Source organism: Candidatus Baltobacteraceae bacterium (assembly GCA_036489885.1).
GTDB lineage: Bacteria > Vulcanimicrobiota > Vulcanimicrobiia > Vulcanimicrobiales > Vulcanimicrobiaceae > JAFAMS01.
In genome coordinates this window covers 1,845,257-1,869,719 of sequence record DASXEW010000003.1, presented here as the reverse complement: position 1 = coordinate 1,869,719, position 24,463 = coordinate 1,845,257, and the positions used below count along the sequence as shown (strand labels likewise).

26 protein-coding genes and 3 tRNA genes are annotated in these 24,463 nt (G+C 58.6%); 10 read left to right on the top strand and 19 right to left on the bottom strand.

Annotated features, from left to right (window positions below):
- Positions 1–6 precede the first annotated feature (6 nt).
- The 3 genes from VGG22_15205 to VGG22_15195 are packed head-to-tail and all read right to left on the bottom strand — an operon-like array spanning position 7 to position 2,285.
- Positions 7–300, bottom strand: coding sequence for a DUF6457 domain-containing protein (locus VGG22_15205; protein ID HEY1729721.1), 294 nt, complete (start codon positions 298–300; stop codon positions 7–9).
- Positions 297–1,505 (bottom strand): CoA transferase, encoded by a 1,209-nt coding sequence (locus VGG22_15200; GenBank protein ID HEY1729720.1) that lies wholly within the window; start codon positions 1,503–1,505, stop codon positions 297–299. The genes VGG22_15205 and VGG22_15200 overlap by 4 nt, the downstream gene beginning before the upstream one ends.
- A gap of 24 nt (positions 1,506–1,529) precedes the next feature.
- A complete protein-coding gene (locus VGG22_15195) occupies positions 1,530–2,285 on the bottom strand; it encodes a lytic transglycosylase domain-containing protein (protein ID HEY1729719.1) in 756 nt (251 codons plus the stop codon).
- 117 nt (positions 2,286–2,402) lie between these two features.
- On the opposite strand from VGG22_15195, the gene VGG22_15190 reads away from it, so the two are divergent.
- The 4 genes from VGG22_15190 to VGG22_15175 all read left to right on the top strand — a co-directional run bounded on the left by VGG22_15190 (position 2,403) and on the right by VGG22_15175 (position 5,013).
- Positions 2,403–2,478 (top strand) — tRNA-Phe (locus VGG22_15190).
- Between the two features lie 53 nt (positions 2,479–2,531).
- Positions 2,532–3,299 (top strand): ABC transporter ATP-binding protein, encoded by a 768-nt coding sequence (locus tag VGG22_15185; GenBank protein HEY1729718.1) that lies wholly within the window; start codon positions 2,532–2,534, stop codon positions 3,297–3,299.
- Positions 3,296–4,048 (top strand): ABC transporter permease, encoded by a 753-nt coding sequence (locus tag VGG22_15180; protein ID HEY1729717.1) that lies wholly within the window; start codon positions 3,296–3,298, stop codon positions 4,046–4,048. The genes VGG22_15185 and VGG22_15180 overlap by 4 nt, the downstream gene beginning before the upstream one ends.
- The gene (locus VGG22_15175) at positions 4,048–5,013 is read left to right on the top strand and encodes an ABC transporter substrate-binding protein (GenBank protein ID HEY1729716.1); all 966 of its coding nucleotides are present in this window, start codon (positions 4,048–4,050) and stop codon (positions 5,011–5,013) included. The genes VGG22_15180 and VGG22_15175 overlap by 1 nt, the downstream gene beginning before the upstream one ends.
- A 27-nt stretch (positions 5,014–5,040) precedes the next feature.
- Here VGG22_15175 and VGG22_15170 read toward each other — a convergent pair whose 3' ends face one another.
- From VGG22_15170 to VGG22_15160, 3 genes are all read right to left on the bottom strand, one after another.
- Positions 5,041–5,469, bottom strand: a complete 429-nt coding sequence (locus VGG22_15170; GenBank protein HEY1729715.1) for a hypothetical protein — start codon at positions 5,467–5,469, stop codon at positions 5,041–5,043.
- Positions 5,470–6,023: 554 nt separating this feature from the next.
- Positions 6,024–6,656 carry a hypothetical protein gene (locus VGG22_15165; GenBank protein ID HEY1729714.1) on the bottom strand — a complete coding sequence of 211 codons (633 nt, stop codon included), beginning with the start codon at positions 6,654–6,656 and terminating at the stop codon, positions 6,024–6,026.
- An 89-nt stretch (positions 6,657–6,745) separates the two neighbouring features.
- A complete protein-coding gene (locus VGG22_15160) occupies positions 6,746–7,525 on the bottom strand; it encodes a hypothetical protein (GenBank protein ID HEY1729713.1) in 780 nt (259 codons plus the stop codon).
- A 253-nt stretch (positions 7,526–7,778) separates the two neighbouring features.
- On the opposite strand from VGG22_15160, the gene VGG22_15155 reads away from it, so the two are divergent.
- Together VGG22_15155 and VGG22_15150 are read left to right on the top strand one after the other, a co-directional pair.
- The gene (locus VGG22_15155; protein HEY1729712.1) at positions 7,779–7,913 is read left to right on the top strand and encodes a hypothetical protein; all 135 of its coding nucleotides are present in this window, start codon (positions 7,779–7,781) and stop codon (positions 7,911–7,913) included.
- A 130-nt stretch (positions 7,914–8,043) separates the two neighbouring features.
- A complete protein-coding gene (locus VGG22_15150) occupies positions 8,044–8,451 on the top strand; it encodes a hypothetical protein (GenBank protein HEY1729711.1) in 408 nt (135 codons plus the stop codon).
- 691 nt (positions 8,452–9,142) lie between these two features.
- Here the strand turns inward: VGG22_15150 and VGG22_15145 are convergent.
- From VGG22_15145 to VGG22_15100, 10 genes are all read right to left on the bottom strand, one after another.
- On the bottom strand, positions 9,143–9,679 hold the full coding sequence (locus VGG22_15145) for a hypothetical protein (GenBank protein ID HEY1729710.1): 537 nt from the start codon (positions 9,677–9,679) through the stop codon (positions 9,143–9,145).
- Between the two features lie 11 nt (positions 9,680–9,690).
- On the bottom strand, positions 9,691–10,146 hold the full coding sequence (locus VGG22_15140) for a hypothetical protein (GenBank protein ID HEY1729709.1): 456 nt from the start codon (positions 10,144–10,146) through the stop codon (positions 9,691–9,693).
- Between the two features lie 380 nt (positions 10,147–10,526).
- Complete coding sequence (locus VGG22_15135) at positions 10,527–11,057, bottom strand: DUF4145 domain-containing protein (GenBank protein ID HEY1729708.1); 531 nt, start codon at positions 11,055–11,057, stop codon at positions 10,527–10,529.
- Positions 11,058–11,545: 488 nt separating this feature from the next.
- The gene (locus tag VGG22_15130) at positions 11,546–11,752 is read right to left on the bottom strand and encodes a hypothetical protein (GenBank protein HEY1729707.1); all 207 of its coding nucleotides are present in this window, start codon (positions 11,750–11,752) and stop codon (positions 11,546–11,548) included.
- A 139-nt stretch (positions 11,753–11,891) separates the two neighbouring features.
- Positions 11,892–12,359 carry a hypothetical protein gene (locus VGG22_15125; protein ID HEY1729706.1) on the bottom strand — a complete coding sequence of 156 codons (468 nt, stop codon included), beginning with the start codon at positions 12,357–12,359 and terminating at the stop codon, positions 11,892–11,894.
- 387 nt (positions 12,360–12,746) lie between these two features.
- Positions 12,747–12,992, bottom strand: a complete 246-nt coding sequence (locus VGG22_15120) for a hypothetical protein (protein HEY1729705.1) — start codon at positions 12,990–12,992, stop codon at positions 12,747–12,749.
- 4 nt (positions 12,993–12,996) lie between these two features.
- Positions 12,997–13,212 (bottom strand): hypothetical protein, encoded by a 216-nt coding sequence (locus tag VGG22_15115; GenBank protein ID HEY1729704.1) that lies wholly within the window; start codon positions 13,210–13,212, stop codon positions 12,997–12,999.
- Positions 13,213–13,618: 406 nt separating this feature from the next.
- The gene (locus tag VGG22_15110; GenBank protein HEY1729703.1) at positions 13,619–14,692 is read right to left on the bottom strand and encodes a DUF4238 domain-containing protein; all 1,074 of its coding nucleotides are present in this window, start codon (positions 14,690–14,692) and stop codon (positions 13,619–13,621) included.
- Between the two features lie 406 nt (positions 14,693–15,098).
- Positions 15,099–15,176 (bottom strand) — tRNA-Asp (locus VGG22_15105).
- Positions 15,177–15,179: 3 nt separating this feature from the next.
- Positions 15,180–15,254: transfer RNA gene (locus VGG22_15100), tRNA-Val, on the bottom strand.
- A gap of 21 nt (positions 15,255–15,275) precedes the next feature.
- Between VGG22_15100 and VGG22_15095 the strand changes: the two genes are divergently transcribed.
- The gene (locus VGG22_15095) at positions 15,276–15,740 is read left to right on the top strand and encodes an acyl-CoA thioesterase (GenBank protein HEY1729702.1); all 465 of its coding nucleotides are present in this window, start codon (positions 15,276–15,278) and stop codon (positions 15,738–15,740) included.
- On the opposite strand, the gene VGG22_15090 is transcribed toward VGG22_15095, so the two are convergent.
- Genes VGG22_15090 through VGG22_15080 form a run of 3 tightly spaced genes read right to left on the bottom strand, consistent with a single transcriptional unit; the run spans position 15,741 to position 20,508 of the window.
- Positions 15,741–17,876: a hypothetical protein gene (locus VGG22_15090; protein HEY1729701.1), complete on the bottom strand. Its 2,136-nt coding sequence runs from the start codon at positions 17,874–17,876 to the stop codon at positions 15,741–15,743.
- Positions 17,876–19,522: a peptide ABC transporter substrate-binding protein gene (locus tag VGG22_15085; GenBank protein ID HEY1729700.1), complete on the bottom strand. Its 1,647-nt coding sequence runs from the start codon at positions 19,520–19,522 to the stop codon at positions 17,876–17,878. The genes VGG22_15090 and VGG22_15085 overlap by 1 nt, the downstream gene beginning before the upstream one ends.
- Before the next feature lie 2 nt (positions 19,523–19,524).
- The gene (locus VGG22_15080; GenBank protein HEY1729699.1) at positions 19,525–20,508 is read right to left on the bottom strand and encodes a GNAT family N-acetyltransferase; all 984 of its coding nucleotides are present in this window, start codon (positions 20,506–20,508) and stop codon (positions 19,525–19,527) included.
- Here VGG22_15080 and VGG22_15075 point away from each other — a divergent pair.
- The 3 genes from VGG22_15075 (at position 20,458) to VGG22_15065 (ending at position 24,263) form a co-directional block, all read left to right on the top strand.
- The gene (locus VGG22_15075; protein HEY1729698.1) at positions 20,458–21,522 is read left to right on the top strand and encodes an NAD-dependent epimerase/dehydratase family protein; all 1,065 of its coding nucleotides are present in this window, start codon (positions 20,458–20,460) and stop codon (positions 21,520–21,522) included. The two genes, VGG22_15080 and VGG22_15075, sit on opposite strands and share 51 nt — an antisense overlap.
- Before the next feature lie 100 nt (positions 21,523–21,622).
- Positions 21,623–22,774, top strand: a complete 1,152-nt coding sequence (locus VGG22_15070; GenBank protein HEY1729697.1) for a hypothetical protein — start codon at positions 21,623–21,625, stop codon at positions 22,772–22,774.
- Positions 22,775–22,787: 13 nt separating this feature from the next.
- Positions 22,788–24,263, top strand: a complete 1,476-nt coding sequence (locus tag VGG22_15065) for a trypsin-like peptidase domain-containing protein (protein HEY1729696.1) — start codon at positions 22,788–22,790, stop codon at positions 24,261–24,263.
- Positions 24,264–24,463: the final 200 nt, after the last annotated feature.

Below are 24,463 nucleotides of genomic sequence, written 5' to 3'. Positions count from 1 at the left end.
CGCGTCCTACACGGGATTGCTACCTGAGTCCTCTTGTGGTTCAAGCGCAACGCGAAGCGCTTTGACATAATCGCCGATATCGAGCTGTGGCTGCTTCACGCGTATCGTCGCAATTGCGACGCCGGCTAGGTAGCATGCCAACGGTGCAAAGCGCCGCTCCTGCGAGTGCGCAACGACGCGCGCGAGGTCGAGCAGGTCCTTTGCCGTACGGTCGTCCATCGTGGGAGCGTCGATACCGGCGCCGCGTGCGTTTGCCTCGTCGACGAGCATCGCAACAAATTTCTGAAAAAACGGATTCATGCCACCTCCTCTGCCGGCGCAGTAATGCCGGATTCGTAGAGCTTGCGAAGACGCTCGTCGCTCAGGCCTAAAAGTTCCCTTAAAACCTCGTCGGTGTCTTGACCGATTCGGCGTCCGGCCGCGCGGACTTCACCGGGCGTTTCGCTCATGCGAAAGAGCAGATTCTGCATTTGCACGGCGCCGAGATCCTCATCCGGCACCGTAACAATGCTTTCGAGCGCTTGATATTGCGGATCGGCTTGTACTTGCGCTACGTCGTAGATCGGCGCGATGGCTGCTCCAGCTTCCTCAAACGCCTTGATGACATCGTCCGCATCGCGCCGCGCAATCCAGCCACCGACCATCTCATCGAGCTCTTCGGTGTGCTCGGCGCGCGTGCGGCCGCTCGCAAACCACGGCTCGTCAATGACTTCGGGATGTTCGACGAGATGCATGACGCGACGCGCGATCACGTCGGCGCTCGTCGAGATCGCGACCCAGCGTCCGTCGCGTGCGCGATAGATGTTGCGCGGCGCGTTGTTCTTGGTGCGATTGCCGCTCCGAAATTGAATCTCGCCCGTTTTCTGGAAAATCGTCGTCTGCGCACCGAGGATATGAAAGATCGGTTCGATGAGTGAAATGTCGATCATCTGCCCGCCCGCATTGCGCGTGTCACGATGATAGAGCGCGAGCATGACGGCGTACGCGCCGGCGAGCGCGGCGATCGAGTCTGCCATGCCAAAAGCGGGGAGCATCGGCGGACCATCCGGATCGCCGTTGATGTGCGCAAATCCGCTCATCGCTTCGGCAAGCGTGCCGAAGCCCGCGCGCGACGCGTACGGCCCGAATTGTCCGAATCCCGTGATACGCGCCATGACGAGACGCGGGTGGAGCGCGTGAAGATCGTTCCATCCGATTCCCCACCGTTCCATGACACCGGGGCGGAAGTTTTCAATGAGAACGTCGCTCTTGAGCGCGAGGCCGCGCAGAATCTCTTGTCCTTCCGGCTTCGAGAGATCGAGCACGATGTTGCGTTTGTCGCGCCCGTAGAATTTGAAGTTGAGCCCGACACCGTTCTCGCGCGGGCCGTTGCCGCGCATGTTGTCGCCCTTCGGATGCTCGACTTTGATGACGTCGGCGCCATAATCACCGAGGATCAGCGCAAGATACGGTGCGGCGATGATCGTCCCGCATTCGATAACGCGGATGCCTTCGAGTGGTCTCATCTCTCCGGCGGCATTCGCGCCGAGCTAGTGGACTCCTAAGGCCCTCGCGAGCCAGCGCCCAATCGTCTTTTTCGGCCGCGGCAACACCGCATCGCCTTCGAGCTCGTGACGCTCACGCGCACCGAGCGCTTGCGCGTCGATCGGAGGGAACGCTGCAACGCTGACGCTCGTCGTCGCCGTTGCCGGCGGTACCAGATGCTTGACGGCAATCGCGGGAGCGTGTGCCCTTACGAGCACCGGGATCGCCGGCGCAAACGCGGGCAGTTGGGTTCGAAGCTGACGCCATAGGCCGAGGACGTGAACTACATAGGCTTGCGTTTCGGCGTAAGGTGGGACGCCGCCGAAGCGCCGCACCGCATCCGGGCCCGCATTGTAACCTGCAATTGCGAGCGAGTAACGACGCTCGAGCGGAAGCTTCGCGTACTCGTTGAGCAAACGCCGAATGTAACGCGCGGTGCCGTCGAGGTTCTCGTATTTCTCGAACGCTTGCACGGACAGACCGTCGGCGGTTGCAGGCATGAGTTGTCCGAGCCCCTGCGCACCCGACGGCGAGACGGCATGTGTATGCCAACCGGACTCGACGCCGACGATCGCGACGAGCAGTCGCGGATCCAGACTATAATAGGATGCCAGCAGCAGAACATGCTGCGCTATGTCGATCGCAACCGGCGGCGTGAGGCTCGCATTGAACGAGCGCAAGACAACGCCATATTGCTGCGCCAGTGAGTTCCGCGGTGCTTGCGCCTTGCTTGGAGTGGTGAGATGGAGCAAGATTCCCACGCAAATAGCGCCGACGAGAAAGACTCGCATACGGAGGGAGGGCAGGGTTCCTTGCCGCCTGATAAGCGCCCTTTCCAGGATTTCTCCGCTCCCAGCGTTGAACCGGAACCGGCCCTCGCCAAGGTAGCTCAGTCGGTAGAGCACGCGCCTGAAAAGTGCGGTGTCGCCAGTTCGATTCTGGCCCTTGGCACCATGTGAAAGGCTTGAAGAAAATGACTTCAAGCCTTTTTCTTTGAACGCGCGGACGTGGCCGAACTTCCACGCATTGCAATCCACGGATTGCGTAAAGTCTTTGCATCGGGCACTGTTGCGCTCGAGGGTATCGACTTCGAGGTTGGCGACGGCGAGTTCGTTTCGATCGTCGGACCGAGCGGCTGCGGCAAAACGACGTTGTTGCGTATCGCTGCCGGTCTCGATCAAGCCACGGCCGGAAGCGTTGACGTCAACGCGACGCACAATCGTCCGGATGCGCTTCCGTGTGCGACCGTCTTCCAAGAATATTCGCTCTTCCCGTGGATGACGCTGCGCCAGAACGTCGACTTTGCATTTGACCGGCTCGACATCGATTCAGGCGAACGCAGCCGTCGCGTTACGGCACAACTCGATCTCGTTAACCTGACGCGCTTCGAAGACGCCTACCCGTATCAGCTCTCAGGCGGCATGAAACAGCGCGGCGCGGTTGCGCGCGCGTTCGCAGTCGACCCGCAAGTGTTGTTTATGGACGAGCCCTTCGGCGCGCTCGATGAACAAACGCGCGTCCTGCTGGCGGGTGAGCTGCTTGCACTTTGGGAACGCGACCGTAAAACCGTTCTCTTCATCACGCACAGCATCGAAGAAGCGCTGGCGCTTTCGGACCGGATCATCGTCATGACGGCGCAGCCTGGACAGATCCGCGAAGTCGTGACGGTTCCGTTCGTGCGTCCGCGCGATCCGATCGAGCTGCGCGCCGATCCGGAGTTCGGCCGGCTCTCGGTGCACATCTGGCATCTGCTACGCCAAGAGCGCGCAACGTGATCGAGCGGATCTTTCGGTTCGTCTCGCCGGTCGCGCTGCTTGCACTATGGGAGTTCGTCGTACGCGTGCACCTGCTCGATGCGCGCTTTTTTCCGGCGCCCAGCTCGATCGTCGGCGACTTCGTCGATTTCTTGAAAAGCGGCGAGCTCGTCTCGAACACCTGGACGACGCTACAGCGCGTAATCGTCGGCTGCCTGATCGGCGGCATCCCCGGTGTTGCAATCGGTCTCCTCATGGGCGTCAACCGGATAGCTCGTGCAATCCTCGAACCGATCGTGGCGTTACTCTACCCGATCCCGAAGATCGCGATTCTTCCGCTGATTCTCCTAATCTTCGGGATCGGCGAAAGTTCGAAGTACGCAATCGTCGCGATCGGCGTCTTCTTCATCATGCTGATCAACACGGCCGCCGGTGTCCGCCAGATCGAGCCCATCTATCTGGACGTTGCGCGTTCGTTCGAGATTCGACGGACCTCGTACTATATGAACGTACTGCTGCCGGGAGCTTTAACGAACGTCTTCGCCGGGATCAAACTTTCGATCGGCATCGCGATCGTACTCGCCGTCGCTGCGGAGTTCACTGCCGCCAAGAGCGGGCTCGGTTTTCAAATCTGGAATGCATGGCAGACGCTTCAAGTCGAGCGTATGTACGTGGCGCTCGTGATGGTCTCGTTGCTCGGCTACGTGCTCACGCTGGCCGGCAATGCGCTCGAGAACGTCTTCGTCCCCTGGCGGCGAAGCCCGCGGTAATGAGCTCACGCCGACGCTTCCTGTCCGGCGCTGCGACATCGTTTGTCGCTGCGGCGTCCCGCCCCGCGCGTGCCGCCGGGACCACAAGACTCGAGATCGGCTACGTCCCCTCGACGCTGTTCGCGCCCGTGTTCGTCGCCGCGGAGCGCGGCTATTTTAAAGAAGAAGGCTTCGACGTCGATCTCACACCGGTCGTCGCCGGGCAAGATGCGATGGCGCTGGCCGCCACCGGGCGAATCGATCTGGTTGCCGCCGCGCTCTCAGCTGCTTTCTACAATGCCGTCGCGCGCGATCTGAACGTGCGCTTCGTCGCGTCGACCGCTTACCAGCCCAAAGCGGGACATCCCAGCGCCCTCATGGTGCGCGAAGACTTGTGGCAGTCCGGAATTCGAACGCTCCCGGCGCTGCGCGGTAAGAAGATCGGTTGGATCGGCGGCGCAGGCGCCGTGTCGGCCTACTATGTCGCTCGCATCTTACGGCCCGCGGGATTGACGCTGAACGATATCGACAGCGTGAACATCGCAAATCCGGATCAAGCCGTCGCGCTCCAGCGCAAAGCGATCGACGCCGTATTCACGTCGTCGCCGTTCACAGAAGCTTTTGCGCGCGACAACCTGGCGCGCACGATCGGCTATCCGCCCGCCGGTATCTCAGGTTCCGGCATCTTCTTCGGTCCGAGTCTGACCGATAAGATCGACCTCGCTCACACGGCGATAGCTGCGTGTCGAAAAGCCGCGACCGAGCTTCAAGGTGCGAGTTATTTTGCGCCGGATGCGCTTGCCGCATACGCAAAGTACACGAAGCAGCCCATCGAGGTCATCCGCGCGTCCGCGCGCTACGACTTCTATCCCGACCTGCGCATCGATCTTGCTACCGTCCAAGACGTCCAACGTGAGTTCATGGCTGAAGGGATCCTTGCCTATAAGGCACCGCTCAACGAGGTTCGCCTCGTCTCGAGGTATTGATGAAGAGCTTCCTGATCAAGTATCACTTCACGACCGCAACGGCGCTCGATCAGTCGGCAGTCGAAGCACTCGGGCGCACGGACTTCTTCGATCGATACTCGCAAACGACTGGGACGGCGTACCGGTCATAGGGATTCGTCGCGGGATCATCATCGCCGCGATGGTTGCCGTCTGCATCGCGGCTGCATTTTTCGGCGTGATGCTCAGCAAGCCGATTCCGGCTGGAACGCCGTCCGCTTCGCCTGTTCCCACACCCAGGGGCTTGCCTTCGAGCGCGACGCTCATCCCGATTCCCTCGCCGTCCTTTGCGACGACGCTCCCGACGCCGGCGGAGAGCCTCGCTCCGATGACGCCCGTCCCCTCAGGCGGCCAGACGCTCGTACCCGAGTCAACTGAAACGCCCACCGCGGCACCGACCCCGAACGAAAGCGTATCAACAGTCGCGCCCGCACGCATAGAGGGACCGCAAGCTCCCGCGCCCCCGGCTCCGCCGTCACCGCCGCGATAGCGGAGCAGAACGTGAGCGTGGCAAAATAGACACCAATCGATATCACGTCAGGAAGGGGGTGTTCAAACATCATGGCAGCTAAGAAAAAAGCTAAGAAAAAAGCGACAAAAAAGAAAAAGAAGTAGCCACCGGACTTTTCTTTACCCGAAGACCCGTCCGCTTTGCTGGCGGGTCTTTTCATTTTGGACGTTAGCGAATTATATATAGAGTCCGTTCTGCGCGAGGAATAGGACGAACGATCCCGCCGTCATCACGAGCAGGGTGAAGTGAAAGACACGCGAGTCAAATGAGCACGTTGACTGGAATCAGCTCGACGCCAAGCACAATGTGGCTCTGATCGGGAACGAGCGCGATCGACGAGGTCAAGAGCACCCCCATCAATGTAATGAGCACTTGGGCTGCGCGCGGCGGAAGCCACGGATACCGATCAGCGCCGCCGACGCGCCGACTTCGGCAATGAAAACATCGTGCCAATTCTCTACGCCAGCTGCCGTGGCTCACGCTATTTGTCAAAACGGTCGCCGACGTCCGAGGCCTTGGCAGTCGTGACGACGTGCACATCACGATCGACGAAGACTTGGAAAACCTTCTTAGTGTCTATCGTCGCGTCCCGGCCGCGCACGAAATTATGCGCAAAAAGACCTAACGGCCCGAGTAGGACGTAGCTGAGGATCGTCGCCGTACTGGCGGCGCCCTTCTGTTGTCCGTTCTCGCTCGCGTGATTGCTTGGCGATAGTTTGACCTTGCCGCCGTCCTCGCTATAGACCCAATCGACAACTAGGCCGAGCTGGCCACCATGTCCATTGCTACCTGCGGTTTCAACTGTCTCAACAGTTGCATGGCCCGGAGACCCTTTCGGAATCACACGCCAGCCACCAGCGTCAACTTCCTTGGTGACTTTGATTGCGACTTGATCGCCTTCTTTTGCCGTTGCCGACGATACGGGTTCCGTCAGCGACACTGCAACAATTGTACCGCCAGGCACGAGTATTCCCGGAGCCTCGGTCGCTGATGGCTCAACATCAGGACTTGGTGCAGTCGAAGGAACAACGGCCGGCGATTGCGCAAGCGACGTTCCTGCAAAACATCCTACAAACAAGAGCATGGCGAAAAAGGCGGTGACTCTAGAAATCATCACGTTCCACCTCCGAAACGTGCTTATGCTATGCGCCGACAGAGAACACGCTTACCTTGCGACACAGGTACTGTCGACAGTTGCTTCTGCTATTGAATCTCTAGTGTAAATCTGTAGTGCACACTGTCGGCATAGCCAGCGGTCGCCGGATCCACCGTCAACTGATACGTGCCGGTCGCCGGTAAGAAGATGCCTTTGCCATTCAACAGGACGTGAACCGGCAGTCTGTTTTCGGGGAAAAGTTCGACATCGATGTCGCTTGCGGGATGCAAGGAAGAAGTCGTTAGCCGTTGTCCCGCAGAGGCAGCAAATGTGTAGACGTCACCCCATCCTACGGATACCGCACCCGCGAGATGCGTCGAAGAAGTGCCGGGAACGAACTTGATCGCCACGGACATCGGCTTACGCGCACCCGTGTCGCCCCGGCTCCGCCAAGAGTCGACCGCGACGTAGGTTCCATTACGATACGCGTACCGCGTTCCGTCCGTGACGAGCGCGCTGTCGTGTGCGACTGCGACAATGTCCGGCGGTCCCGAGGAGCGTGGAACCATGCTGACGTCGATCACGAACCCGTCGACGAGACGCTTCGCGCTGCCGCCGTCGACGCGATAAACCCAAAAAGGACAATTCTGAGCGCCGCAAACGCACGACGCCATCACTTGAACGAGCGCCAACTTCGGATTTGACGCGATTGCGGAGACCGTTATTCCGGCTCGGAGGTTCTTTGCATCTTGCTGCATGCAACCGGCAACGCTCTGGTCGTCACGCACGAGCGCGCTAAGCGCCTGCGACGGTGTAAACCACGGAACGCGTGGTGCTGCGGCGCCTACGAGCACGATTGCGACCGCGTACAGCGCGAGCCTGCGCATGTCCATTGGTGCAACGGACGCACAAGAAAACCCGCCCGGCGTGCGTCGGGCGGGTTTTCGAAACTGGCGACGCTGATGGGGCTCGAACCCACGACCTCCGCCGTGACAGAACGCGAAATCCCCGCACGCCCCGCACGAAATAGGCACATGGAACCGCATGAGATACCCCAGAAACGCACCGTCGAAGGGGAAACTTTGGGGGAAACTCGGCGCGCTGCTGTTAACCGGCGCGTAGCTGAGAGGCAGGCAGACCATGCCCACGTTCAAGACGTTCTTTGCGTCGATCTCCGACACGAAGGATGTCGCCTTTAGATATAACGTCGTTTACGAGGGAATCAAGGACGCGGTGAGCGGCGAAGTCTTGGCTCACATCATAATGGGCGCATAGAAAGGCACCCGCGTTGATGCGAGCGCCTGCGATCTGCCTCAACGGTATCGGGCTGTAAGCGACGGAGGTACGCCGGGTTACGCCCATGAGTAGCGATAGACGGAGCCACGAACCGCCGGTCCTTGACATCATGGACCGTATTGTCGCGTACCTGACGGCCGATGCCAAAATAAAGCTCGAAGCTGACCGCAAGCGCGCCGAAGAGCTAGCGAAAACAACACCGCGCTGCGATAACCCTTATGCGCACGACGCTCCGGGTGGACATAATTGCGGCTGGCGTAACGGGCGGGTCATCCCGAAAGAGGATGCATGGCTTGATACTTGGCTGTACAACGAGGGCGACGCGGAGCGCTTTGTGATGAAACACTACGGGATCAACCCCTACCCGCCCGCGCCTACAATCGAATACAACCAGGCCAACCAACGACTACACGAGCGTAATAAAAGCAGGCTCCGTCGGTTCTGGGACCGCTACAGTCAGTGGATCATCGTGCTCGGGATACTTGCCGCGCTTATGATTTTTGGTCGGCAACGATAGTCGGTACGTCCCACACGCACTCCCCAACATGAAACGCGAAACCGATGCCATACTTACTCTCGGGGTAGCGCGTTTCGACATGGTCAAGCCAAAACAAGCCCGTCGACCAACGATAGGCTCCGTACTTTGTGAACACTCTCGCTCTATCTCGGAGTGGCTCGCTTTCGGTCGAACACATCGACCGTCTCTCGTAGCTCGTCAGTGAGGAGGGTCTGTAAGCCGTTTGCGCCATGCGCGTCGAGCGGTGGCCCATCTTGTGCGCCTGAGCGCTGACGTTACAGCCGCGCGCCAGAGCGAACGAGTTGCCTAACGTCTTGAGCGCGTAGAGTTGGAGATCGGCGGGAAGACCCAGCGTTTGCCGAGCTTCTTGCCAAACGATGCGCAGCCGCGTTTTATCGAGCATGGTTCCGTCGCGCCAACAGAACACGAACGGGGTTGATCACCCCGCGTGCCTTTCGTTCGTGCCGCAACACAGGGAGCGCAGCGATACGATTCACGGTCGTCGCGGCAGCGAAGAAAGCCGGCATGACACCCTCGTTGGCTTGAACGTCAGACTGCGTGAACCTTAGAGCCTACGTCGAGCGCCGACCGGCGAAACTCGATGCAAGACGGGCGTGCCGCGAACGAAAAGTGGCCTTCGAAGAGGGTCAGGCCTTAGGCGCGATCTTTGTATGATAACGCGCATGCATTTTCAATGTATGCCAGCTTTGTTCTCTGCCGCTTTCGCCAGACTAAGTGTTTCTTGGGCAGCCTTCCGCACATCCGGGTGTGGTGAGTGCGTCAACACGATTAGGATGTTAATCATTGGCGGCCAAACGCGTTCAGCCTCATCAGCGGATGTGACGCCGCGAAAAGCATCGTTTGCAAACGAGAACGAGTACCAATCTTTAGCATACTCATTCTTCGTCGTCCTCGCGCAACCGTACGCCAATTTAGCCGCAGCCTTCAACGGCGCGCTGTAGGTATCCATGGGATCATCCTTGCCGATATGTGTATCTGCCTCATGCTCAAGAGCCACGAGTTGCTTACCGTCGCGGCAGTGATCCATCAATATCTTCTCTTCCCAAGGTGCAACGGTCTGCGCAAATGCCCGATCGGATTTGACGCCGGTGACGAAGGCCAGAAAGAAGCTCGCGATTAGCAAGAACTTGAGGCGAATGAAACAGCGCCTCTGGTGAGCCTGGCCTGTACTGAGCCATGCGATCCAGGCCATCGCGGCAATCGTCAAACCTCGCAAGGTTAGTCGTCCTTCTGCATGGCGTGCCACAGATAACCGTCGACGTCCTCAAAGTCATCTTCGCGCTCTGCTTCCATGTCCTTAAATCGCTGGTGTCGCTGTGGCATTAACTGCTTCTGAAATGAATTCCACTCGCGTTCGTCGTCGCAGACCTTGAGCGGGACTGGACTGGCAATCCGTGTGGCAAGCTCCTTAAAAAGGCCATCGATAAAAGCGTAAAGCTCTGGGTCGCTATCTTCCGTGACCGTCCTAGAGTTCTCGAACGCTGCACCGATATTGCACTTTCGGCACACCGCTCGCAAGTTCGACGGGTCGTCGGTGTGCCCGCGGATATGATCGATTTGATCGGCCGGTGCGCCGCAAAGCAGACATTTAAAACCGTCTCTCGCAAAGATTTCATCGCGTCGCGTACGGGTTAATCTTCGCTCCGTCGATGGGTAACCACCGCCCGTAAGCATTAGCAGTTTCGAACCTATGCCTTCGAGGACGTCCGTGCGTTCGACGCGCCCATCACTAAGGCAGCCACGCACGTAGCGTACCGTCGATGCCGACTGCGAACAGCGCGGCGTGCAGTACAGTGCCGGTTTCGGAACCTCCTTACTGCAGTTCGCGCAAGCCAGGGAATATGCGAGTAGCGCCAACGAGTCCTGAATCGACGTTCTGTTCCTGAGCGGTCTAGTGGGCCGTGTCTTGCTTACGAGTGCTAAAAGCCGCAGCGCACAATGAACCGCAGGATCGACCGATTGTTCCTGAGCGTGTGGTCGTGCCCGTGCCTTCGCGCTCGTGGCTCTTTGTTTGCCCCGACTAGGTACAGGCATCGCTAGTCCACTGCCTCACGCTACGCATCTTCATGATCTGCATTGGGATCACGATTTCGCAGTTCTTGCTTCTCCGCATTAACCGCTTGGATGTGGGCAAGAGTCTGCTTTTCGTTGTGCCTACGCACATAGGTCATATCGATAAACAGTTCGATAACGCGCAGGAGTGCCTCCGCATCAGCTGGCTCAACGTCGACGACCAGTGCCGTATCATTCTCTGGGTGAGCGCCAATATTGCCAAGTCCCTTCACTGCAAGTAGCGCCTGAACAAACTCCTTGTCGAGTTCTTTCGCGATCTCCTTAATCTCATGGTGCAGTGAGTTCTTCTTCACGTCATAAAAGTCGCGAATGATTCCCTGTACGCAACGGCGCCCTAGCGTAACGGATGCTCTAGGGCTGAGATTCCGGATTGCGTGAGCCTCGCGATAGTCTACCAGTACGCCCTCTGGGATCGGAACGTCTGGATAAGTTCTTGGGTCTGACGCGGGGACGACACGTCCCTCAAAATACACCTTATTCGTGATTGCCCTACTTAGATTTTGCGCCTGCATCATTGGCCTACCCATTGGATCAAGTTGGCACCTATAGAACCCCACGCTATAAGTGAAACCTCCGCATCGACGGCATGCAACGCTCTGCGCGCGTTCGAAAAAGAACTTCTCTGGCGTGACTTGGTGCTGTACTGGACGATCGTTCGTCACGACGTCCGCGCCAGTAAGTACAATGCTACGATGGCAATATGGGCATTCCCAATCATCGTTCGGCGCAAAGAACGTCATCGCGAGCCCGCCGGGGAATTTGAAGCAATCTGTATTGCGAGCGAAAGTCCGAAAGCCAATGCGGCAATGCCCGCGCACATCGCAGCTATTCGGTTCATCTCCATCCCGCGTCGCAAGGTTTTGACGAAGGGGTCAGTCGGCGGTGCACCTCCGAAATACGCCACCATAGGTGGGAGCGGACCACTGGAACGAAACCAGAAAACCGCGGCCGCAAACGAAGCAAGTGCAGAGATTATGTTGAGGACGACCGGCAACACAGCTTAACGCCGATGTTTCAAATAATCGGACAGCGTATCGACGCCGGCGCGCTTCAAGAAGTTGCTGAGCTTCATGTCGCTACGCACGTTGCCAAACGCATCTTCGCGATATTCTTTTCGCAGGGTCTTGATCAGCGTGTCGCTGCGCTTCTTGTGAATCTCACCGTCTTCGTCGCGGTGACGACTATTTAAACCAGGTTGGTCTGGCATTATCCGTTCCTCCACTAATCAAGGGTCCGGATTCCCGCCGGACGCGGCCTGGCGCCGACGAGCGGAGCTAGGAGCTATGTTTCTACGCTTAGTGTAGCCCTGCCAATGCCAGGTATCTGGCACACAACGGTAGGCGCCTTTACTCCGAGCCGGTTAAGGCTGCTCCACCGAGTCGAAAAGCAAAGATGATGATGGTGATGATGACCAATTGCCCCAGCGCCGACCAGTTGCCGCCCAGTAGTGTCGCGGCGTACGCACCGACGATCGCGCCGACCCCAAAGAAAAAGTTGACGACGTAGAGCGTCACGATTCCCCAAGCATTGCCAACGAGAATGACGGACCACACCCAAAGTAATAGAGAGATCACGTACGACGCGCCGATCAACACCGCGCCGCAAGTCGGGCGTGCTCTCGGAACGATGGCAATGATCGCAAACACGACGCCAACGAGGAACGCAATAAACCCCAGTGCCTCAGTCACTCGGTACGCTTGAAGAGGAAACACTTCGTACACAAGCCACGGTCCGGCGAAAATCAAGACCACGAAGGCCGTCCCGAGGACTGCAAGGCCAGAATTGCCTGTCGCTTTGACGACATTTGCGATCATGTGCCGAGGCCTCTCCGAATTAGCTGCGTCAAGTCGATGGACCGGGTCTCTGTATGGATAGGCGGTATGAATATGCAGCCAGTCCCAGTAAGATCAACCCTGTCCATATATCAAACGTATGCCACTCGGCACGACGCATTCGCATCGGGAATATGGGGTTGAAGAGAATTGCTGCACCAGCGGCGACAAGAGCCGGCAGCGTTAGTCTTTTTTGAGCGAACCAATATGCGCCAAACCCGGCTCCGAGAAACACGACAATTCGCGTAACCGTGTAGTAACCGTAAGGCAGGTATTGCAGGGCGTATATTGCTGCTGCGCCAGCGAACGCCAGCGCCATCGATGCTACCTTGCCATTGCCGAGTTCAGGTGGCGATACTGACGGCGTGCTCAGCCTGCGCTCCCGTTCTCGGGTATCGCTGACTCGCGTTCACTTGGCCAAGTCGAAAACGCGAACCAGAGGAACATCACAAAGTTCACCCCAGGAATCACCATGAGAAGTGCCAGCCAACTGTTGTAGCCCGCCTTGCGAAAGATGCTGCCGAAACACAAGAGCGGCGCCACCATGACCGAAAGAGCGCCCACAACCAGTGCTAATTCTATCGGACTGCCGAGCATTGCGATGTAGAAAGGCATCGTACTACCGTCCTGCTCGCGACGGCATTTGTTTTGGCCACGTCGCGACCGCAAACCAGATAAGAACACCGATGGCGACGATTGGAATGATCATCAAGAGCGACAACCAACCGTTGTAACCAGCCTTACGGAAGATGCGAAACCAACCTACTGTGAACAACACTAAGAAAGCGGCATAAAAGAGCAGCGCAAACAGAGCGCTTGCATCGGAGTCACTCATTGGTGCGCTCGCGCGAATCAGAACAGTCTTGCAGGGTCGCAACCGCGTGCACGCTGCAAAGTGGAAAACAGGGTGCGGACATAATCGGCACGATCACCCTCCCGGCGCTGGGCGCCGAATGAAACGTGCGCCAGCCGAGCCCCGTAGCCTGCTCAGGTCGATTCTGTCGACAGTTTGGCGACGCGCAGGGTGGCTAATCGCCTAAGCTCGGCTCACTTGCACGATTATGAGGGAGTTGAGTCTTACCTTGTTGCGCGCGATGCCTGCCCCAATTTCGCTTCCAGCTCCTTCGCTTTATCGGTTTGCGGATAACCGCGCGCATCGTAGTGCGCGAGAATCCACGGCCGCAGGTCAGCGCGATCGTTCAAAGGCAACGCCGCGATTGCGCGTTTGATCTCGTCCAATGTCACAATTGATCATAGACCCGCGGGTCGACTTCGATGCCTTCGACATCGGCCAAACCCTCGATAAATCCGATGTTATCGCGAAGGACGTCCTTCAAATCCAAGCCCAAGAACTCGACGACGTCAAAGAACGGCGTTATGCTGCCCTCGCCGTTACAGAAGCTCCAAAGTGGCCCACGGACACAGTCGTCACCGGCGAATATGTCATCCCTATATCGGTCGAGCACGACTTGCAACTCCGTCGGCTTCATGAAAAGCTCGTACGAACGAACAGCCTGCCGAGCATTGACGATGCTTACTGCTTCTTGCGGCAACTCTACACGATCACGAACGGGTAGATACGAGAACAAAATGCAGAAGCGCGACGATAGCGGGAATGTCACCTCTTGTGCGAGATGCAACGACGAGTAGTCCATAAGGCTCTGTGGCGGCCATCGAACCCAATTTATCCAGACTACGGGATGATCAGACGTAATAAAGTTTTGCGCCCTACTCACCAACAGGCACTGGTTCATGCGTGAGAACATCTCAAACCGTGCGGCGAGCATCGGCTGGATGTATCCTCTCGCTAAGTCACGCGGGCTGTGCGCTCCGAGAATCGGCGTCGTGTCGCGGGCGGCAATATACGATCGCATGCGCTCAGTGATCTCTGCATCCGTAGCGTTCGGTAAGTTTTCGCGATACAGCGACTCGGCGATTCCTAGCTCGCTCTCGACACTTTCGCTCCAGCTTTCGATCTGACCAACGGTCCGCGACTCTTGCGAAGCGGCCATTAGCGCAATCCGCACCTTATCACTCGGGCAAAGCGCGCGCCCGCTGCGCACAGCATCCATCATCGGCCTGTAGTTGTTTTCAAGGTCCGAAAAGTGGTTCTCGATATCGACGTCAGCCTCGCCCGATTCCGTGTAGACGGTGTAGAAGTTTTCGATGGCGGTCGCGTCTTTCACGCGCACGATATTGGGCCGAGTAAGTTGCTCGGTAACATTGCCATCGCGCGAAACCGCCAACAGTCGTTTTTTCCTATCTGCAAACTGCCTCAGATAGACCTGTGGGACGGTATGATGGCTTACCGGCATACTCACGTTACAAGTATACGTGTTCGAATGGGATGCCCGAGCGTTCAAGCTCCTCGATGAAGTCAACCTCAACTAGCATTCGAATCGTGGAGCCGGGCCCGTCCGTCGTCACGTCCGAGCTGCCCCCGCGAGGGCTACCCCACTGGCGGTAAAGACGGTCGATCTCCATGCGGTACTGTCGCTCGACTGAATCCACGTTCCCATGCCCACAGCCTCGCAGCCTACAATGCCAGGTGCGTGGCGCTTTACGAATCGTCCCGGCGAAGACTATTCGTACCCGAAGGGGAAACTCTGCGTGCGCACGATCGATGAACGTGTTGGATATAGGAGAAACCCGCCCGGGTTACCGAGCGGGTTTTCCTTGCGGCGCTTGCGTTATTTGGAGGTAACACACTGCGCTTACATCTGGCGACGCTGATGGGGCTCGAACCCACGACCTCCGCCGTGACAGGGCGGCGCTCTAAACCAACTGAGCTACAGCGCCAAGTGGTGGGCACGGTTGGGATCGAACCAACGACCTCCCGCGTGTGAAGCGGGCGCTCTCCCGCTAAGCTACGCGCCCTGGCGAACCCAGGGATTCTACATGACCACGGCTCAGCCTGTCCAGGACTTCTATGGAGGATGCGTGCTCGAAGGTTACCGCTATATCGAACGCTTCCGCGTGCCGTTCTTTGAGATCGACATGCTCCGGCACACGAATCACATCGCCTACATTCGGTGGACGGAAACCGCGCGTTGTGCCTATTTTGCAGAGGTGCTCGGCGAGGACATAACGGGAGGCCGCGGATGCATTGCCGCGCGTCTCGAGGTCGACTACCGCGCGCCCCTTGAATGGATGGAAGCAGTCGCCGTTGGTTGCCGAATTTCTCGATTCGGCAACAAGTCGTTCGATACGGAATACGAGATCTGGAGCGAGACGCACGGCACTCTGGCGGCGACACTGTTCATGAAATGCGTCGCGTACGACTATGGGCAGAAGAAATCGATCCCCATTCCGGACGAATGGCGTAAGATCGTCGCGGAATACGAGCCGCTCGCCGTAAAGTAGCTACGTCCCCTTCTGGCCGCCGACGTAGAAGATCATTTTGAAGATTGCTTGCGGCACGCTGACTAGAGTGTTCGGATCGCCGTAAGCAACGTAGAACTCTTCGTTCTTGAGCCGTAAGTGGTAGGCGATCGAGATGTTCGAGCACCGACCGATGCAATCGCCGCCGCCGTTGGGTTGCGGTGGATTCCCCGTGACGCGCCGGATTCCGATCGCAAGCGACGAGTTCGGCGCGATTTGATATGCGTACGAGACGTCTTCAAACCATTGGATGTTGTCGGCCGTGCCGCGCGGCATCCACTGCGACGTGCTGTCGTCGACGAGCGTGAGAAAGCCGCGATCGCCGATCCGAATCGTCGACGTCCGCAGCCACGTGTCGAGCCGGCCCAGGCCGTAGCGCCCCGTATAGTATTGAAGCTGCGTCGGCGTTGCGGACGTGCCGTGTGCCGGGAAATTGCCGACGTTGTTTTGCAAGCCGGAGTGGTACGTCAAGCTGAAGCCGGCATTCTGCGAGATCGGCGTCAGAATATTGCCGAAGCGCCAGTAGTCGGAACCCGTGTCGAGCTGCAGATCCCACGCGCTCTTCGTAAGGATATCGAGGGTCGAGGCATTGTCGCTCTGGTTCGAGCCCATCGCGGATCCCTGATATCGATCCATAAAACCACTGATGCCGACAGATTGCAGCACGCTTCGCGGCGCCATCGTCCAGATGCGGACAATGTACGTTCCATATCCGGCGATGTCCGGATGCGAATCGAAGCCGTCAACCGGGTTGAAGTACGCGCCGACTTTGCGGGCTGATGCGAAGAAAGCGAAGTTCTGATTCCCCCATCCGCCACCCGCATCGATTGCGTTGGCCTGTCCGGGAACGAGTGCGTTCGTTCCGCGGTCCGTCGAGAAATTGACGTACCCGCTGAGATACTTGAGGCTCGAATAGTTGACGCCAATCTCGTCTGCATCATCGACGACGCCCGGGATGTCAGCGGTGACATGTTGGGCCGATGCTTGCCAATGTGCGTCCGGCGACGTGAAGTCGAGAGCAGCGGCGGAATCATCGCGATTGACCCCGATCGCATCGAAGCTCGCGAAACCGAAATCGCCTTGCCGTCCCTCGAAGGCATAACCTTGAGACGGCGTGGGAATTGCCGGCGTGTAGAGCGTCGTACGAAATCCATTGCAAACATCACAACTAAACGTGTTATAAAACGGCGCGGCTTGCGTGAAAAACGGTCGCACCTCGTTAATGACGCGTTGATACACGCTCGGCGAAATCGTTTGCTGATCCAGCTCGACGTTCGAGAAATCCGGGTGGAACGTCGCAAAAAATGCCGAGGTCGCCGATACCGGCACCGACAGATCGGCGCCGATACGCGAGGTCGATCCGCCGGCTGACGGCGCGGCGACGGCGCCGAGCGCATACGGCGCAACGCGCGGTTCCGGACGCGCTGCGTGCACCGTCACGACCGGAATCGCAATTGTGCCGGCGCGCGAAACATCGTCCGCGTTCGTCTGCACTGCATCGAACGACCACACATACTCGGCTCCCGTCGCGCGAATATATCGAATGAATTGGGCGCGCCACGAACCGGCGTGCACGCCGTGGATCACGCTCAGCGGGATCGCCATCGTGACCACGTAGCCGCCTGGAACAGATGAGCCACGCGACTCCCAATGCGGTGCAAACGCGGTGTTTTCGCTCGAGTACTCGTTGTGCGAACCGCCGGGATTGGCTTCGAATTGATACTCGAATCCGCCCGGGCCGTTCGGCCACAAGTCGACCCAGACGGCATCGTCGTTGCTCCACGACAACGTCCCGTTGGTGCCGTTGCTTCCACCTGTAATCGCGTCGTCGCCGTGCTGTGAGATAACGACCTTGCCCTCCTGTTTCGCATCGAAGCGCACGTACAGGTAGCGACCGTCCGTTGCGGTGCGGACTTCCGTCGGTTCACTTGCAGGACGCGCGTGCACGACGTCCCATGTCAATGACGCCGGCGCCGGCTGCGTCCATCCAGACGCCGGTGCGCGCGGATCGAGCGACGGCGTCGTATCGACCTTAGATACATCGAGTGCGGAGATCGCGGCGGCAGCTACGCCCCCCAACATCATCATGAGGGCGCTCGCGAGAATGGAACGTCTCATTACTTGAATTGCCAGTCTGCGACGTTCCAGAACGTGGACCCGACGAGCGACGGACGCACCCCCTCGAGATTGGTACTGCGCATATCGGTGATCGCAGCCCATCGGAGGACGTAGTACGGCACGTCATGCAGCTCGATTCCTTGAATCCGATCGTACAGCCGCTTGCGCGTGGGAACATCGAATGTAGATGCGGCGCGTTCTTCGAGCTCGGTCAATTCGTGGTTGCGATAGAACGAAAGATTATTGCCGTTCGGCGGCACGCGGTCTTCCTCGTTGACGTTGATTTGTTCGGGGTCCGGCGTCGCCAATACGAATGCTGACAGCGCCACATCAAAGTTGCCCGAGTACAGAGGTCCACCGTTCGCCGCCAACGCGAAAACCATTGACGCAGGCCCGTTCTTGATCGTCACGTCGACGCCGATGGCTTTCCAGCGCTGCTGCAGGATGATCTCCGTTTGTTCGCGCGTTTGATTGCCCGCCGTCGACACGAGCGTCAGATTCAATCGTTTTCCGTCCTTGACACGAATGCCGTCGGAACCAATCTTCCATCCGGCTTCGTCCAGCAAACGCGCGGCATGTGAGGGATCGTAGGGATAATAGCTCAGCTTCCGATTGAACCACGGCGTTGCCGGATTCTCGGCTGTCGGCCCGAGCAGCCCCAAACCGTGCGCGACGTTCGCGAAAATCTCATGCACGTCAAAGCCGTAGCAGAGGGCTAGACGAACGCGGCGGTCGTCAAGCGGTGCGCGCGACGTATTGAAGGTCAAATGCTCCCAAAACGACTTCGCGTTGATCGCGGGTACCATGCCGGGGATGTTGCCCAAATTCAGATACGTTGAGAGATTCAACGTATCTGCCATATCGATCTCGTGCGTTCGCAGCGCGATCATCATCGTATTGTCCGCCGTCAGAAAACGCAGCACGACGCGCTTGATCTTGGCCGCACCACGATAGAATCTCGGGTCGGCTTCAAGGATCATCTGACTACCACGCTGCCAGCTCACGAGCTTATACGGCCCGCTTCCGACCGGTGCGCCGTTGAAATCGATGTGATTGAGATCGTCGTACTTTGCAAGTAGATGCGCCGGAACGATCGCGCCGGCGTTCCGGTCGCTGAATGCATCGAGCGCGGGCGCCCACGGACGCTTGAGAATGAGCCGTACCGTGTATTTATCCGGCGTCTCGACGCGTTCGATCTCGTCGTACGGCGTTCGGGTCGCAACGTTGTTCTTCGGATTCATCTGCGCTTCGAATGTGAACTTTACGTCCTCCGATGTGACGGGAACACCGTCGTGCCAGAAGGCGTTGCGGACGAGATGGTACGTGATCGTACGGTCGTCGGCTGAGATCCCACCGTTTGCGCGGGTCGGAACTTCCCGCGCAAGGTCGGGGACGCGATTGCCACGTTCGTCGTAACGGGTCAGGCCGCTGTAGATGAACTGGACGACGTCGGTTTCAAGTGCGAGCGTCCCAACCACGGGGTTGAGCGTTGCCGGCTCTTGCGTGAGGCCAATATGCAACGTCTGCTCCTGTCCCTGCGCGGGTGGCGCCGGAGCCGTTACGCCTAGAAGCAAGGCGCACGTCGTTACAATTCGCGCTCTCGACAACACGCTCGAGATACCGGAACGCCGCTTCGAATGTTCCACGTTCAGAGCGTCTTTCGAAAATCGGTGCACTGATTTGCGACTTCGTAGCCAAGCCTCTCGTGTGCGAGCTGCGAGAGCGCATTGTCGACGAGCGCATCCGAGGCCATCTCCTTGCACCCTTGCATGCGAGCCCAGTCTTCGGCCGCGGCAATAAGCGCTCTTCCAATACCGCGTTGGCGGACGCCGGCGTCAACAAACCAGCCTTCGATGAATCCAACTGGACGAGTGGGATCGCAGTGGTTCGCGTGCGAGCGCAATCCGACTTCGACGAAGCCGATGAGCCTGGTATCTAGCTGGGCGACGAAATCGACTAAGGGCAACGACGACGCTACCCCATCGAACATCAGCTGCATGTCGGCGAGGATCTCGTCGTATGATGCTTCCGGCCACAGCGCATGACGTAAGCGTGCCAACGCCTCGCTATCCGAGCGCCGCGCGGCACGAATATGGACATCGCCGATTGTCTTGGCGACGGAATCCGGCGGATCGTAGCGGCCAAGCAATAAGCCCATCGCTATCACATCCCACAACTCACCGTTCCTGCGGCGCAGATGTCTGCGACGGTGACCCTCGTTCAAGAAGCCAAACTTGGAATAGAGCGCGATCGCGCCTGCGTTCCACGGAAAGACCTCTAGCGCAATCTTGTGTGCGTGCATCGAATTAGCCCAGTCGATGCCGGCCCGCATAAGCGCACTGCCGATACCCGTAGTACGTTGCGAACGCTCGACGAGCATCGCGAGGTCGTAGACGCCCGGCCAACCGGGATACAATCCGAGTTCACCGACAACGGCACCATCACGAACGGCAACGAAAAGCGCCGCATTCTCGCGAGCCAATGTCGCCAGCATCGACGCAGTTCGTCGTTCGCGATCGACGGGCAGTTGGGTTGCAATCCAACGATCTTCCGAGGCAACTGCCTCGAGGAGATCGAGAATGTGCTCGATGTCGCCTTCCGTCGCGCGTTGAATCCGAATATCGGCCGCCAAGGTGCGCTGTTGTTTGCCACGTATCTCTCGGAGACATTCATGGCGCGGCATGCAATTATCATAGGTGCAAACGGTCAAATCGGGCGCGCAACCGGTGAACGATTGTTGCACGCCGGATGGGCTGTAACGTGCGCGCAACGCGGCGATCCACTCCCCAACCTCACGGAGCTTGGCGCGAGGAGTATCCGGCTCGATCGTAACGAGCCGGGCGCGCTCCGCGCTGCGCTTGCGGACGGCGCCGATGCCGTCATCGACACGATTGCATACGACGAGAATCACGCGGCGCAACTGCTCGAAATACAGGACGCCGTCGGACAGTTCAGCGTCATCTCGACCGCCGGCGTTTACGCGCAATTCCCCGTTCCGGTTCCCGAGACTCAACCGACGACGCTTGCCGGCCAACAAGATTACTCTACGAAGAAAGTCGCGCTCGAGAATACGCTATTGGAGCACGCCCGAGTGCCGGTTAGCCTGATTCGTCCGTGCGCGATCTACGGACCGAGTTCGAAACTGCCGCGCGAGTGGTGGTTCATCAAGCGATATCTGGATGATCGCAAGCGCGTACCCCTCAAGTTCGAGGCGTCAATCTTCCACAATTCCGCAACACCGAACATCGCGGCCGTAATCGAAGCCGCATTGGAGGCGTCATTTCGCGGGCCGCTTAACGCCGCCGATCCCACTACGCCGAATGTCCGTGAGATCGCGGGCATCATCGCGCGTGGCTTGAACTGGGATTGCGAATTCGTCACGGTGCCAAGCGAAGAAGTGATCGACGGAGTCGGTGTGACTCCCTGGTCGAACGCGGAACCTATCATGGTCGACATGCGCAGGGCAGCCCAAATTGGGTACAGGCCCGTGACGGACTACGCGTCGTACGCGCCCGAGGTTTGCGGATGGCTTATCGATGCGGCGCGAGGGCGCGATTGGCGCGTGGTATTCCCGATATTCGCGCGGGTCTACGCCGACGTATTTGACTATGCTGCCGAAGACAGCTTTCTGAAGGTCACTAACTAAATTCTTCGTCGGCCGCTTTCGTCCGTGTAGATTAAATTGACATGGGAAGCGCGCGCATTCTGACGGACGGCCTGCCGTATCGCCGAACGTTCAAGCTGCCGTGGATAAGCACCGCGTTCGCCTTGCGTTTTTCGTGCTCGCCCTCGTCGTTACGTCGGCGTCTTCGGTTGCCTTGCCCAACGACTCGGCGGTGATGAAACGGCTGCGCCCTAATCAGCGGAGCTTCGTGATCGTTGCGGATCGCCACGGTCATCCGCAAGCGCTCGCGTACAGCGGCGACTTTCGCGTCGCCGTGGCCGGCAAGTTTACGCAACCGCAACTCGCCTTCGTCCCCACAACCGCTTACCCGAAGCCGAATGCGCGCCCAACGCCGCGAGCCGAGAAGCACGATTTGACGTGGATGTTCGAGCATCGCTTCGTGCAGCCGGCTTCAGATGACGATCGCGTCCCCGGGACGCCGGCACGAGCAGAAGTCGCCTCGCCCTTCGATATCGATTCGGGTGCGTTCCACGGCGTTCGTACGCTGAACGGATTCAGCGCGGAGCGCGTCAGCGTCTCGATCCCGTGCGGTGTCAGTCATTTCACACAAGGGATCGTCGACGAAGAGACCGGTTACATTTACATTGGCGGCTGGGGCGCCGGACCGAACGGCGTCTCGGTCGATGCCGGCCTTCAAAAGAGCTCGGCACAGTCGGGCGTCGACGACTACGCTTTTTATTGGAAGTACGCGTCGAACAAGCCGATCACGTCCGATATGCGCTTCCCCTGCGGTGGGCCGGACGTGACGCTCGAGCTCTATCCGGTCACGCCGTCGCTACTCGTGTTCACCGCGACGGGCGTCAATGCCGACGGAAAGCGCGTCACGCTCACGATGGTGCAAAAGACGGTTCCGCAGGACGGATGGACGCCGTCGGGCGGCTCTACGTCGGATGGAATAATTCTCAAACGCATCGTTGCGATCGCGCAGCCATATAGTTGGCAACACAATGCACGGCATCGCAATCGATTCGTCGACGGAAGCTATTTCGGCATCAAAAGCCCGACGAATCGCAAGCCGCAAATTGTTTTCAAAAGTTGCGAGATCGGCCACCTGAAGCCGCCTTCGATCGTGCCGCACTACGAAACGTGGGCACTCCCCGAAACTTGGTCCGCTGCAATCCCCGGAATGTACCTGGATTGGCCCCCTCTTGGCGTCAGCCGGCAGACCTCAGGAGTCTGTGATGCCGCCGGAATTTATCTCCATGCCGTTTAGAGGTCCGTCTTCAATGCGTCTCTTCTTCTCGTCGCTTCTCATCGCAATGGCTCTAGTCTCCCGCGCTGCGTTCGCAGGCGACGATGCATCGATCGGTTACGCGAAAATCAAGCCATCGCTTGTCAAGATCTGGGCACTCGACGGCAACGGTAAGCCGATTCAATCCGGTACCGGGTTCGTCGTCGCGTCCGACAAAGGCGGATCGCTGGTTCTAACGTCGGCGCACACGGTCACGAAAGCGGCGAAGATAATCGTCAATGTTCCCGGGCAAGCCCGCGACATCGACGCGCACTTGAAGTCCGTCGGGCCGGTCGACACCGCCATGCTCAACATCGATGAGCCGAATTTGATTCCGGTACGATTCGTTTCACAAGATCACGCGCTACATGAAGGCAGCTATGTCGCAGTTGCCGGCTTTCTGAAAAACGACGAGTCGATCGAAATCGCCGGCCTCGTTCCGCGTGTGCTCTATCCCGGAACGATAAGCTCGCTGCCGAGCAACGGACGCTTCATCGATCTCGCTAATTTGAACATCGAAGAAGGCCTAAGCGGATCGCCCGTATTCGAACCGCGCACCGGTGAAGTCGTCGGCATGATCGACACACGCGACACCAACCGCCAAGAACGTGGCGGCTACGCGATCTCGGGGCCGCTCGTGCTAAGCCCGTTCTTTGAAGATCAAAAAGTCCGTGTCGCCTATGAAGAGCCGCCGGCTCCGGTCGCACCGATTCCGGTCGTGCAACAGCCTGAACCGCTCGTTGCGCAAGCACCGTTGCCGTCATCTGCATTCGTTGCCGCCGAACCGCTGCCGGCTGAGGAACCTGCGGAACCACAGCCCCAACGACAACTTCCTTCAGAGCAAGAGATTTTCCGGCAACTCCCACTCCAGCAAGGCGATTTCACCGTGCAGACATCCTGGATTACGCAGCGTCCGAATCTCGACGCAGACGTGTTGCACGTCCGCTTGAATCTGCACCCTTCGCACGACATGGTCGCGCAAGCTGGTGATTTTCAGATCAGCGTTCCGTCACCGAACGGTGGAATGCAGACGCTATCTGCGCGAGCCCTATCTGCCGGACCCGGTGAAGTCTACGGGCCGCGAAAGCAACTCTCGATCCGCGGCGGCGAATCGATGGCAATAACGGCGAACTTCATCGTCCCGCAGAACGCGCAACTAACCGCGGATGCCGGACGTAGCGTGCAGTGGATCGCGGCGACACCCGCGGTTCCTGCTGACACGTACGGGTTCATACTCATGCAAACACCGCGCGGCGTTCTCGTCCGACAAGTTGGACCAAACAGTCTCGCGCAAAAAGCCGGACTTCAACCCGGCGACATCGTCACGACGATCAACGGACAACGCGTAATCGACGCCGCGCAAGCGCGCGAGTTAATCGCGAGTGCACCGGAAGGGCAGCTCAATGTTTCCGTTCGTCGCGGAAACAGAATGCAACGCCCTGTTATGGCAACAACCGCACCGAATCAATAGACAAGGGAAAGTCAAGGCCCCGCGCACTGTCGACAGCATTTCCCAAACGCGCATAAGACTCGCATGCTAGTGTCACGTGCAAGCGACACTTTCTACGTGAGCCGAATTGGAGTTATTGTCGATGCGCACGATCTCGTGTCTATTAGCGTGTTCTTTCCTTATTGCTTCCACGCTTCCAACCGGCGCGCGCGCCGACGATG